The sequence below is a fragment of the Pseudomonas sp. SC11 genome, assembly GCF_047039205.1.
GTDB classification, from domain to species: Bacteria; Pseudomonadota; Gammaproteobacteria; order Pseudomonadales; family Pseudomonadaceae; genus Aquipseudomonas; species Aquipseudomonas boreofloridensis.
Window position 1 is genome coordinate 3,833,273 of record NZ_CP178183.1, and the last position, 11,749, is coordinate 3,845,021.

Sequence of the window (11,749 nt, forward strand, 5' to 3'; positions counted from 1 at the left end):
ATTCAGCACATGCATGAATGGATCACTGCCCTCGCCGATCATCAGGCCCGTGGCGAACCCTGTGTACTGGTGACCATCATCGAGGAGCGCGGCTCGACGCCGCGCAATGCCGGCTCGAAGATGGTGGTCAGCGCCAGCCAGCTGTTCGACACCATCGGCGGCGGGCACCTGGAGTTCAAGGCCCTGCACATTGCCCGGCAGATGCTCGCCGAGCAGCGCAGCACACCGCATCTGGAGCGCTTCAGCCTGGGCGCCAGCCTCGGCCAGTGCTGTGGCGGCGTGACGGTGCTGCTGTTCGAACCCATGGCTCCCGTGCAGGCGCAGATCGCCGTGTTCGGCGCGGGCCATGTCGGACGGGCTCTGGTACCCTTGCTCGCCGCGCTGCCTTGCCGCGTGCGCTGGATCGACTCGCGCCCGGACGAGTTCCCGCCGTCGATACCCCACGGGGTGACCCAGGTGCTCAGCGAAGAGCCGGTCGACGAAGTGGCCGAGCTGCCAGTGGGCAGCTACTGCATCGTCATGACCCACAACCATCAGCTGGACCTGGAGCTGACCGCCGCCATTCTCGCGCGCAACGACTTCACCTGGTTCGGCCTGATCGGCTCGAAAACCAAACGGGGCAAGTTCGAACACCGCCTGCGCGAGCGCGGCTACGACGACGCGGTGGTGGCACGCATGCGTTGCCCCATGGGGCTGGCGCAGGTCAAAGGCAAGCTGCCCATCGAGATCGCCGTGTCCATCGCCGGCGAGATCATCGCCACCTACAACGCCTGTTTCGGCCAGCACGACGCTGGTGCCAATGCAGGCCCCATTGCCCAGTTGCTGCCGCCCTCCCGGCGCAGCCACGCCATTTGAAGAGCGTTTCATGACTGCCACTCGCAAAGCCTACCGAGCCGCCATCCTGCACAGCATCGCCGACCCCGCCGAGGTCGGCCTGCAGGCCTCCCACGAGTATTTCGAAGACGGCCTGCTGGTGATCGACCAGGGCCGTATCAGCGCCGTGGGCCACGCCGCCGATCTGCTGCCGACCCTCGATGCCGACATCGAGGTGGTGCACCACCAGGACGCGCTGATCACGCCGGGCTTCATCGACACCCACATCCATTTCCCGCAGACCGGCATGATCGGCTCCTACGGCGAACAGCTACTGGACTGGCTCAACACCTACACCTTCCCCTGCGAACGGCAATTTGCCGACAAGGCCCATGCCGATGAGGTGGCCAAGCGGTTTCTCGCCGAACTGCTGCGCAACGGCACCACCACCGCCCTGGTGTTCGGCAGTGTGCACCCCGAATCGGTCAATGCGCTGTTCGAGCACGCCGAGCGCCTGGACCTGCGCCTGATCGCCGGCAAGGTGATGATGGACCGCAACGCCCCCGACTACCTCACCGACAGCGCCGAATCCAGCTACACCGACAGCAAGGCGCTGATCCAGCGCTGGCACGGCAAGGGCCGCCTGCACTACGCCGTGACCCCACGTTTCGCCCCCACCAGCACCCCCGAGCAACTGGCCATGGCCGGTCGCTTGCTCAAGGAGCATCCCGGCGTCTATCTGCACACTCACCTGTCGGAGAACCTCAAGGAAATCGAGTGGGTCAAGGCGCTGTTCCCCGAGCGCAGCGGCTACCTGGATGTCTACGATCACTTCGAACTGCTCGGCGAGCGCTCGGTCTTCGCCCACGGCGTGCACCTGTGCGACGAGGAATGCCAGCGCCTGGCCGACACGGGCTCGGCCGTGGCCTTCTGCCCCACCTCGAACCTGTTCCTGGGCAGCGGCCTGTTCAACCTGCCCCAGGCCGAGCGCTTCAAGGTCAACGTGGGCCTGGGCACGGACGTCGGCGCCGGCACCAGCTTCTCGCTGCTCAACACCCTGAACGAGGCTTACAAAGTGATGCAGTTGCAGGACGTGCGCCTGCACCCGTTCAAGTCGCTGTACCTGGCGACCCTGGGCGGCGCCCGCGCGCTGCGCCTGGACGACCGCATCGGCAGCCTGCGCCCCGGCAACGACGCCGACTTCGTGGTGCTCGACTACAAGGCCACACCGCTGCTGGACTACCGCATCCAGCAGTCGCGCAGCATCGAGGAAACCTTGTTCGTGCTGACCACCCTGGGCGACGACCGCACCGTGCGCGAGACCTTCGCCGCCGGCCGTTCGGTCCATCGGCGCGGATGAAAAAAAACCGCTGCCCAGCCCGGCCAGGGGCTGTGCAGCGGTCCTCGATCAGCGCGGCAGACGATCAGTTTTTGGACTTGTTCAGCAGGTGCGAGAACACCGCGTGCAGATCGTCCGAGGCGCTGTCCTCGTCGAGATTGAGCTTGCTGTCGATGTGATCCATGTGATGCATCATCAAGCTCACCGCCTGACTGGCATCGCCCGCCTCGATGGCGTCGATCAGTTGCATGTGCTCGTCGTAGGAGCAGTGGGAACGGTTGCCGCTTTCATATTGGGCGATGATCAGCGAGGTCTGCGACACCAGGCTGCGCTGGAAGCTGACCAGTGGCGCGTTACCTGCTGCCTCGGCCAGCTTGAGGTGAAACTCGCCGGAGAGGCGGATGCCGGCACCGCGGTCGCCGCGCGAGAAACTGTCGCGCTCCTCGCGCACCATCTGGCGCAGTTCGTTGAGCTGTTCGACGCTGGCGTGCTGAACGGCCAGTTCGGTGATGGCGCGCTCGACCATACGCCGCGAGAAGAACACCTGGCGCGCCTCCTCCACCGTCGGGCTGGCGACCACCGCACCGCGGTTGGGCCGCAGCAGCACCACGCTTTCATGGGCCAGGCGCGACAAAGCGCGGCGGATGATGGTGCGGCTGACGCCGAAGATTTCGCCCAGCGCTTCCTCGCTCAACTTGGTACCCGGCGCCAACCGCTGTTCGAGGATGGCCTCGAAGATGTGCGCATAGACGATGTCGTCCTGGGTGCCGCTGCGACCGGCCTTGGGCGCGCGCGCAGGTTTCTTCAGAGGTTGCAGCTGTTCGTTCATGGGCACTCGAGCACAAGGGGTCGGCCAGTGGAGCCTCGACTGTAATACCTGTCGCAGGGTGGCTGGCAAGTCCTGGGGTGAAAAAAGGGGGTCAAGGTATCGGCGCATTGTACACAGGCTGAGGCGTTTCTGCAGATGCCCAGTGCCCTTATAGCCCGCCGAACGACACCGGTGGGCACGAAAGATAAAACATTATTTGCTTTCTTTGTACACAAAAGCATAATCCACCGAGCAAGTTCCTGACCTTTCAGTCAGGAAAATCTGCCATCTGCCCTACCCTCACGGAGCCGCCCAGCGCATGCGCAGGACCAGGGCTCCAGAACAACAAGAACGACTTGAGGAGTACTCGCTGTGGAAAGCCGCAAATCCGAAGCCCCGTCGCTGGACCTCGCCACCTCGCCCAAGCCCGACTGGCTGGAGCGCCTCTTCAAGCTCAAGCACCATGGCACCACGGTCAGGACCGAGCTGATCGCCGGGGTGACCACCTTCATCACCATGGCCTACATCATCTTCGTCAACCCCAACATCATGGCCGACGCCGGCATCGACCACGGCGCCGCCTTCGTCGCCACCTGCATCGCCGCCGCCCTCGGGTGCCTGCTGATGGGCCTGTACGCCAACTGGCCGGTGGGCCTGGCTCCCGGCATGGGCCTGAACGCCTTCTTTACCTACACCGTGGTCGGCACCTTGGGCTACAGCTGGCAGACCGCCCTGGGCGCGGTGTTCGTCTCCGGTGTGCTGTTCATGCTGCTGACCCTGTCGCGGGTGCGCGAATGGCTGCTCAACAGCATTCCCCTGAGCCTGCGCCACGCCATGGGCGCCGGGGTCGGCCTGTTCCTCGGACTGATCGGTCTGAAGACCGCCGGCATCATCGTCGACAGCCCGGCGACCCTGATCAGGCTGGGCTCGCTGCATGAACCCGCGCCCCTGCTGGCGGCACTGTGCTTCCTGCTGATCGCGGTGCTGAGCTACCACCGGGTGTTCGGCGCCATTCTCATCAGCATCATCGCCGTGACCCTGGCCGGCTGGGGCCTGGGCCTGGTGCAGTACGGCGGGGTGTTCTCGCTGCCGCCGAGCCTGGCGCCGACCTGGATGGCCATGGACCTGGTCGGTGTGTTCAACGTCAGCATGATCAGCGTGGTGCTGGCCTTTCTCTTCGTGCACATGTTCGACACCGCCGGCACCCTGATGGGCGTCGCCCAGCGTGCCAACCTGGTGGCCGCCAACGGCCGCATCGAGAACCTGTCGCGAGCGCTCAAGGCCGACAGCGCCTCCAGCGTGTTCGGCGCCGCCGTGGGCGTGCCGCCGGTGACCAGCTACGTGGAAAGCGCCGCCGGCGTGGCGGCGGGTGGGCGCACCGGGCTGACCGCCGTGGTGGTCGGCGTGCTGTTCGTCGCCGCGATGTTCTTCGCCCCGCTGGCAGGCATGATCCCCGCCTACGCCACCTCCGGCGCGCTGATCTACGTGGCGATGCTGATGATGGGTAGCATGGCCCACATCGAATGGGACGAGGCCACCGACAGCATCCCAGCGATCGTCACCGCGATCATGATGCCGCTGACGTTCTCGGTCGCCGACGGTATCGCACTGGGCTTCATCACCTACGTGGTGCTCAAGGCCGGCACCGGCAAATTCAAGGAGATTTCGGCCAGCCTGTGGGTGCTCTGCCTGATCTTCATCGCCAAATTCGTGTTCCTGTAGGCCTCGGCTGGGCACGGCGCAGGTATTTTTCCGGCGGCCATTGGTCGCCACCCCCCTGGATGGATTAAAGTATGTGCCCCTGCCCGGCACCCCGCCTTCAGCCAAGCGCCCGGCCCATGTCCAGGAACCGTCGCCGATGGAACACCGTGAAGCGCTGATCGCGCTGCGCACCTTTCTCTCCTCCCAGATCCTGGGCCAGGAGAAGCTGGTCGATCGCCTGCTGATCGTACTGCTCGCCGACGGCCACATGCTGGTCGAAGGCGCGCCGGGCCTGGCCAAGACCAAAGCCATCAAGGAACTGGCCGAAGGCATCGAGGCGCAGTTCCACCGTATCCAGTTCACCCCCGACCTACTGCCGGCCGACATCACCGGCACCGAGATCTATCGTCCGGAAACCGGCAGCTTCGTGTTCCAGCAAGGGCCGATTTTCCACAACCTGGTGCTGGCCGACGAAATCAACCGGGCACCGGCCAAGGTCCAGTCGGCGTTGCTCGAAGCCATGGCCGAGCGTCAGGTCAGCGTTGGCCGCAGCACCTACGAGCTGTCGCCGCTGTTCTTGGTGATGGCCACGCAGAACCCCATCGAGCAGGAAGGCACCTACCCGCTGCCCGAAGCCCAGCTCGACCGCTTCCTCATGCACGTCAAGATCGGCTTCCCGGATGCCGCCGTCGAGCGGCGTATTCTCCAGCAGGCCCGCGGCGAAGCGCTGGGCGGCGAGGTCAAGCCCGAACGCCAGGTGAGCCAGCAGGCGATCTTCGCTGCGCGCCGGGAGATCCTCGGCCTGTACATGGCCGATGCGGTGGAGGAATACCTGGTGCAACTGGTGATGGCCACCCGTACACCCGCCAAGTTCGACGCCGAGCTGGCCGACTGGATCGCCTATGGCGCCAGCCCGCGCGGCTCCATCGCCCTGGACCGCTGCGCACGCGCTCATGCCTGGCTGGCCGGACGCGACTTCGTCAGCCCCGAGGACATTCAGGCGGTGCTGTTCGACGTGTTGCGCCACCGCGTCATCCTGTCCTTCGAGGCCGAAGCGGCCGGTGTCGACCAGGACCGCGTGGTGCAGCGCATCCTCGACGTCGTCGCCGTCGCCTGACGCGCATGCCCGCCGCCCACCTGAGCGAACCCGGCATCCGCATCGGCCTGGCCGAGCTGATCGATATGCGCCACCGCGTGCGCGAAATCCAGCTGTTTTCCCGACCCGGCCAGCGCAGCCCGCTGGTGGGCCTGCACCACTCCAAGCTGCGCGGACGCGGCGTGGATTTCGACCAGGTTCGCGTCTACCAGGCCGGCGACGATGTGCGCAACATCGACTGGCGCGTCACCGCCCGCACCCAGGAGCCGCACACCAAGCTGTTCCATGAAGAGCGCGAGCGGCCGATCTTCATTCTGGTCGAGCAGAGCCAGCGCCTGTTCTTCGGCTCGGGCCTGATGTTCAAGTCGGTGCTCGCCGCCCAGGCGGCCGCGCTGTTCGGCTGGGCCGCCCTGGGCCACAACGACCGCATCGGTGGCCTGGTGTTCGGCGACCACGAGCACCACGAGATCAAACCACGTCGCAGCAAGCAGAGCCTGTTGCAGTTGCTCAATCGCCTGGCGCGCATCAACCAGGCGCTGCACACCGAAGCCGTGTCGCAAGCGGACAGCCTGGGCCTGGCCCTGCGCCGTGCGCGCGAGGTGCTGCGCCCGGGCAGCCTGGCCATCGTCATCTGCGACGAACGCGCGCTCACTGCGGCGGTGGAACAGCACCTGGCGATGCTCTCGCGCCATTGCGACCTGCTGCTGCTGCCGATCAGCGACCCGCTCGACCATGCCCTGCCCGCCGCCGGCCTGCTGCGCTTCGCCCAGCGCGGCGCGCAACTGGAACTCGATACCCTGGACGCCAACCTGCGCCTGCTCTACCGCCAGCAGGCCGAAGCGCGCATCGAGCGCTGGGCGTTGCTGGCGCAGAAACTGCGCGTGGTGCTGATTCCGCTGAGCACCCAGAGCGAAATGATCGAGCAGTTGCGCGAGTCCCTCAACCAGCGCCCTGGAAGCAGCCCATGAACCCGCTGGATCAGTTGCAACCGCTGATCGCGCCAGCGCCGATCGGTGTCTGGCCGCCGGCGCCGGGCTGGTGGCTGTTGCTGGCCGTGCTGCCGCTGTTGGGCTGGGGCCTGTGGCGCCTGCTGCGCTGGCGCCCGGTCCCGCGCAAGGTGGTGCGCGCCGAGCAGCCGCTGGATCCGGTGCGGGTCGAGGCGCTGGCCGAACTGGCCCGCCTGCCGCGCCCCTACGACGGTGCGCCGGCAGGCGCCTGGCTGCAGCAGATCAATGCCCTGCTCAAGCGCCTGTGCCGCAACCACTATCCCGGTGCCCACAGCCATACCCTCAACGGCCGCCAATGGCTGGCCTTTCTCGACAACCGCTGCCCGGCCGCCGGCTTGACGCGCTGGATGGTACTGGTCGAAGGCGCCTACAAGCCCGAGTGCAAGCTCGACGACAAGGCCATCGCCGGGCTTGCCCAGGCGGTCGAGACCTGGATTCGCAAACATGTTTGACCTGGCCTGGCCGTGGATCTTCGCACTGCTGCCGCTGCCTTGGCTGATGCGCCTGCTGCTGCCCGCCGCCGACAGCGGCGAGCCGGTGCTCAAGGTGGGTTTTCTCGACGAACTGGAAAGCTTGGCCGGGCGCCGCGCGCGCCTGAACCTGCCGACCTGGCGCCAGCAGGCGCCGTTCCTGGTGATCTGGCTGCTGTTGCTGCTGGCCGCCGCGCGCCCGCAATGGCTGGGCGAACCCGTGCCAATCGCTGCCAGCGGCCGCGACCTGCTGGTCGCAGTGGACGTATCAGGCTCGATGGATTTCCCCGACATGCACTGGAAAGGCGACGACATCAGTCGCCTGGATCTGGTCAAGGCGCTGCTCGGCGACTTTCTCCAGGACCGCGAAGGCGACCGGGTCGGCCTGATCCTGTTCGGCAGCCAAGCCTACCTGCAAGCGCCGCTGACCTTCGACCGGCGCACCGTGCGCACCTTCCTCGACGAAGCGCAGATCGGCATCGCCGGCAAGAACACCGCCATCGGCGACGCCATCGGCCTGGCCGTCAAGCGCCTGCGCCAGCGACCGGCACAGAGCCGGGTGCTGGTGCTGGTCACCGATGGCGCCAACAACGGCGGGCAGATCCACCCGTTGACCGCCGCGCGCCTGGCCGCTCAGGAAGGCGTGCGCATCTATGCCATCGGCATCGGCGCCGATCCCGACGCCAACGGCACACCGGGCCTGCTCGGCCTGAATCCAAGCCTGGACCTGGACGAAGCCTCGCTCAAGGAAATCGCCAGCCTGACCCAGGGCGCCTACTTCCGCGCCCACGACGGTGCCGAACTGGACGCCATCGGTGATACCCTCGATCGCCTCGAACCGGTGGCCCAGCAACCCACTCAGGCGCGCACCGCCCATGAGCTCTATGCCTGGCCACTGGCCCTGGCGCTGCTACTCAGCGTGCTGCTGGTGATCGCCGTGCAGTGGCCCGACCACCTTCTGCAGCGCCTGCTGCGTCGCCCGCGTTTCCTGCAGCCCCATCCGCAATGGCGTCAGCGCCTCGAACGCCTGCGCCTGAGGAGGCGGCGATGATCGAACTCTGGCCACACTGGCTACGCCCGCTCTGGCTGCTGAGCGTGCCCGTGCTCGCCTGGCTGTTGTTCAAGCTCTGGCATCGGCGTCAGCGCGCCGGACGCTGGCAGATGATCCTGCCGCCACAGTTCCACGCCGTGCTGCTCGGTGGCGGCAGCGGCAGCCGCAGCAAACTGCCCTGGATCGCCCTGGGCCTGGCCTGGCTGCTGCTGGTACTGGCCTTGCTCGGACCGAGCTGGCAGCGCCTGGAAGAAACCCGTCAGCGCCCCGCCGATCCGCTGGTGATCCTGCTCGAACTCACCCCGCAGATGCTCGCCGAGGACGTCCAGCCCAACCGCCTGGAGCAAGCTCGACGCAAGATCCTCGACCTGCTCGAACACCGCCGCGACAGCCAGACCGCGCTGATCGTCTACGCCGGCAGCGCACACACGCTGGTACCGCTGTCCGACGACCTGGGCACCACCCGCAACCTGCTCGAAGCGGTCGATCCGGCGATCATGCCGCAGCCGGGCCAGCGCGCCGACCTGGCGCTGCACAAGGGTCTGGCGCTGCTGGCCCAGAGCGGCCTGGGCGAAGGCCGGGTGCTGCTGATCGGTTCCTCGCTCAGTGCCCAGGAGCGCCAGGGCATCAGTCAGGCCCTCGGCCGTCAAGGGCCTTCGCTGCTGATGCTCGGCGTCGGCACCGCCGAAGGCGCCCCTGTGCGCCAAGCCAACGGCGAGTACCTCAAGGACGCCCAGGGCGGCATTCTCGTGCCGCACCTGGACAGCCCTGAGCTCAAGCGCTTCGTCACCGGCAGCGGCGGTCGCTACCGCCACGCCCGCGTCGACGACCTGGACCTGCGCGGCCTGGGCCTGTTCGACAATCCGCGCGCCCTGCGCGACGACGGCCAGACCCTGCACCTGGACAGCTGGGCCGACCAGGGTTACTGGCTACTGCTGCCGCTGCTGCTGCTGGCCGCCTGCGCCGGGCGGCGCGGCTGGCTGTTCTGCCTGCCGCTGTTGCTGGCCCTGCCCCAGCCCAGCCAAGCCTTCGAGTTCCAGGACCTGTGGCGACGCCCCGATCAACAGGGCCAGCACCTGCTGCAACGCCAGCGCCCCGCCGAGGCCGCCGAACGCTTCGAGGATCCGCAGTGGCGTGGCATGGCGCTGTATCAGGCCGGTGACTACAGCGGCGCGGCCCAGGCCTTCGCCCAGAGCAACAGCGCGGCCGCCCACTACAACCGCGGCAACGCGCTGGCCCAGGCCGGCGAGCTGGAGGCCGCGCTCGACGCCTACGAGCAGGCCCTGGAACGTCAACCCGACCTGCAACCGGCGCTGGACAACCAGGCGCTGGTCGAGCAACTGTTGCAGCAACGCCAAGGCAAGGCCGAGGCGCAAAGCGACAGCGACCAGGCCGAGCAGAGCCCGAGTCGCGACACCGACGGCAACAGCAGTTCGCCCAACAGCAGCGCCCAAGGCACGCCCGGCAACGACGAGCAGAGCCCGGCCCAGGACAGCCGCGACGCCCGCAATGCCCCCAACAACGACAATGCGACCGGCTCCAGCAGCCCCGGCGACGATGACGACAGCGTCACCCAACCGCCGCAACGACCGGCCGCCACCAGCCTGGACGCCGAACAGCGCCAGGCCCTGGAACAGTGGTTGCGGGAAATCCCCGACAACCCGGCGCAGTTGCTGCGGCGCAAGTTCTGGTACGAACAGCAATTGCATCAGGAACCCAAACGATGAGTCGCCTCGGCGTCTTTGTACTCGGCCTGCTCTGGCTCACCCTCACCCAGGCCCAACCCGCGCTGCAGGCCAGCGTCGACCGTACCCGCGTGGAGGCCGGCGAAACCCTGGAACTGACCCTGGAAAGCCAGGACGTCACCCAGTTCGGCAAACCCGACCTGCGCGCCCTGGAGGGCGATTTCGAGGTGCGCGGCACCCGCCAGCTCAACAGCCTGCGCACCCTGGATGGCGAAACCCGGGCCAGCACCCGCTGGATCGTCACCCTGCTGCCCAAGCGCAGCGGCAGCCTGCAGATCCCGGCGCTGCAACTGGGTCAGTCCCGCAGCGAGCCGATCGAGTTGCAAGTGGTGCAAGCCGATCCCAACCGCCCGGACAGCGCCTCGCAGGTGTTCATCGAGACCAGCCTGGACAGCCCCGAGGTCTACGTTCAGGCCCAGGCCGTGCTGACCGTGCGCATCTATCACTCGGTATCGCTGTACGACGACAGCAGCCTCAGCCCGTTGCGCCTGGACGAGGTCAAGGTCGAGCCACTGGGCGAGTCGCGCACCTACGAGAAGGACATCAACGGCGTGCGCCACGGCGTGATCGAAACCCGCTATGCCCTCTACCCGCAGCGCAGCGGACCGCTGCAACTGCCGCCGCTGACCTTCACCGCCACGGCGGCCGACAGCGGCCAGCAGCCCGGCAACAGCGGGCGCCAAGTGCAGGTCAGCTCGCTGCCGCTGAGCCTGCAGGTCAAACCGATCCCCGCCGCCTGGCCCGCCGGGCTGACCTGGCTGCCGGCGCGCAGCCTGACCCTGGAAGAGCGCTGGAACCCCGACCCCAGCCAACAACCCACGCAAATCGGCGACTCCTTGACCCGCAGCATCACCCTGCGTGCGGAGGGCCTGTCCAGCACCCAATTGCCGCCGCTGCCGGCTACCGAAGCACCCGGCCTACGCCGCTACCCCGACCAGCCCTTGCTGCGCAACGAGATCAACGAACGCGGCATGACCGCCAACCGCGAAGAGCGCGAAGCCTTGGTCCCCACCCGCAGCGGCCACCTGCAGTTGCCGGCGCTGGAAGTCACCTGGTGGAACACCCTGGAGGACCATCTGGAACACAGCAGCCTGCCGGCCCGTGGTCTGCAGATCGACGACAACCCGGCCCTGAGCACCGACACGCCTGCCGCCGACGGCGCAGGCGGTAGCAGCCTGCTGTGGCCCTGGCAACTGGCGACGCTGATCCTGGCGCTGACCACGCTGCTGGGCTTCGGCCTGTGGTGGCGCGCCCGCTCGCAACCGGCAGTGCTGCGCACGGCGCAGAGTGGCCCGAGCCCACGCACGTTGCTCGACGATCTCAAGCGCGCCTGCCAGGCCAACGATCCGCATGCCACCCGCCAGGCGCTCGATGCCTGGGCCCGTCAGCAGCCCGAGACGCTGGCCGAAATGGCCGCGCGCTTCGTACCGTTGTCCGATGCGCTGGATGGACTCAATGGGGCGCTCTACAGCGAGAGCGGCCAGAACTGGCATGGCGACGAATTGTGGCGCGCAATCGGCAGCATCCCGCCTGCCCAGCCTGCCGTCGCGCCCGGTGGCGACAGCGGCAACCTGCCGCCGCTGTACCCGAAGTAAGGACCGCATCGCCCCCGCGGTCCTGAGCATCGGCAGAACCGGTCGCGGACGAGTTGAGTTACCATGGCGACCCTCCCGAGCGCCCCTTTAAGCGCGACCCGCGTTCGCTCGACTCGACATCAAC

Annotated in this window: 10 protein-coding genes; 9 read left to right on the forward strand and 1 reads right to left on the reverse strand. The window is 67.4% G+C overall.

All coding sequences use genetic code 11. The features are described 5' to 3' along the window. Nucleotides 1-9: 9 nt before the first annotated feature. Both xdhC and guaD read left to right on the forward strand, forming a co-directional pair. On the forward strand, nt 10-855 hold the full coding sequence (xdhC, locus tag ACK2SD_RS17050) for a xanthine dehydrogenase accessory protein XdhC (RefSeq protein ID WP_412460401.1): 846 nt from the start codon (nt 10-12) through the stop codon (nt 853-855). A gap of 10 nt (nt 856-865) precedes the next feature. After that, nucleotides 866-2,173, forward strand: coding sequence for a guanine deaminase (gene guaD / locus ACK2SD_RS17055; protein ID WP_412460402.1), 1,308 nt, complete (start codon nt 866-868; stop codon nt 2,171-2,173). A 64-nt stretch (nt 2,174-2,237) separates the two neighbouring features. Here guaD and ACK2SD_RS17060 read toward each other — a convergent pair whose 3' ends face one another. After that, the gene (locus ACK2SD_RS17060) at nt 2,238-2,981 is read right to left on the reverse strand and encodes a GntR family transcriptional regulator (protein WP_412460403.1); all 744 of its coding nucleotides are present in this window, start codon (nt 2,979-2,981) and stop codon (nt 2,238-2,240) included. Nucleotides 2,982-3,332: 351 nt separating this feature from the next. Between ACK2SD_RS17060 and ACK2SD_RS17065 the strand changes: the two genes are divergently transcribed. The 7 genes from ACK2SD_RS17065 (at nt 3,333) to ACK2SD_RS17095 (ending at nt 11,625) form a co-directional block, all read left to right on the forward strand. Continuing rightward, on the forward strand, nt 3,333-4,682 hold the full coding sequence (locus ACK2SD_RS17065; RefSeq protein WP_412460404.1) for an NCS2 family permease: 1,350 nt from the start codon (nt 3,333-3,335) through the stop codon (nt 4,680-4,682). Between the two features lie 136 nt (nt 4,683-4,818). After that, nucleotides 4,819-5,778 carry an AAA family ATPase gene (locus ACK2SD_RS17070; RefSeq protein WP_039576402.1) on the forward strand — a complete coding sequence of 320 codons (960 nt, stop codon included), beginning with the start codon at nt 4,819-4,821 and terminating at the stop codon, nt 5,776-5,778. 5 nt (nt 5,779-5,783) lie between these two features. Continuing rightward, nucleotides 5,784-6,725: a DUF58 domain-containing protein gene (locus tag ACK2SD_RS17075; protein ID WP_412460405.1), complete on the forward strand. Its 942-nt coding sequence runs from the start codon at nt 5,784-5,786 to the stop codon at nt 6,723-6,725. Further along, nucleotides 6,722-7,216: a DUF4381 domain-containing protein gene (locus tag ACK2SD_RS17080; RefSeq protein WP_029614944.1), complete on the forward strand. Its 495-nt coding sequence runs from the start codon at nt 6,722-6,724 to the stop codon at nt 7,214-7,216. The genes ACK2SD_RS17075 and ACK2SD_RS17080 overlap by 4 nt, the downstream gene beginning before the upstream one ends. Further along, entirely contained in the window at nt 7,209-8,285 is a 1,077-nt protein-coding gene (locus ACK2SD_RS17085; protein ID WP_039576396.1) for a vWA domain-containing protein, read from the forward strand. The genes ACK2SD_RS17080 and ACK2SD_RS17085 overlap by 8 nt, the downstream gene beginning before the upstream one ends. Further along, entirely contained in the window at nt 8,282-10,012 is a 1,731-nt protein-coding gene (locus ACK2SD_RS17090; RefSeq protein WP_412460406.1) for a tetratricopeptide repeat protein, read from the forward strand. Before ACK2SD_RS17085 ends, ACK2SD_RS17090 begins: the two co-directional genes overlap by 4 nt. Further along, nucleotides 10,009-11,625 (forward strand): BatD family protein, encoded by a 1,617-nt coding sequence (locus ACK2SD_RS17095; RefSeq protein ID WP_295483643.1) that lies wholly within the window; start codon nt 10,009-10,011, stop codon nt 11,623-11,625. The genes ACK2SD_RS17090 and ACK2SD_RS17095 overlap by 4 nt, the downstream gene beginning before the upstream one ends. Nucleotides 11,626-11,749 lie beyond the last annotated feature (124 nt).

Coding starts and splice junctions, on each gene's coding strand:
- xdhC (WP_412460401.1), top strand. CDS start 10: ATGCATGAATGGATCACTGCCCTCGCCGATCATCAGGCCCGTGGCGAA.
- guaD (WP_412460402.1), top strand. CDS start 866: ATGACTGCCACTCGCAAAGCCTACCGAGCCGCCATCCTGCACAGCATC.
- ACK2SD_RS17060 (WP_412460403.1), bottom strand. CDS start 2,981: ATGAACGAACAGCTGCAACCTCTGAAGAAACCTGCGCGCGCGCCCAAG.
- ACK2SD_RS17070 (WP_039576402.1), top strand. CDS start 4,819: ATGGAACACCGTGAAGCGCTGATCGCGCTGCGCACCTTTCTCTCCTCC.
- ACK2SD_RS17075 (WP_412460405.1), top strand. CDS start 5,784: ATGCCCGCCGCCCACCTGAGCGAACCCGGCATCCGCATCGGCCTGGCC.
- ACK2SD_RS17080 (WP_029614944.1), top strand. CDS start 6,722: ATGAACCCGCTGGATCAGTTGCAACCGCTGATCGCGCCAGCGCCGATC.
- ACK2SD_RS17085 (WP_039576396.1), top strand. CDS start 7,209: ATGTTTGACCTGGCCTGGCCGTGGATCTTCGCACTGCTGCCGCTGCCT.
- ACK2SD_RS17090 (WP_412460406.1), top strand. CDS start 8,282: ATGATCGAACTCTGGCCACACTGGCTACGCCCGCTCTGGCTGCTGAGC.
- ACK2SD_RS17095 (WP_295483643.1), top strand. CDS start 10,009: ATGAGTCGCCTCGGCGTCTTTGTACTCGGCCTGCTCTGGCTCACCCTC.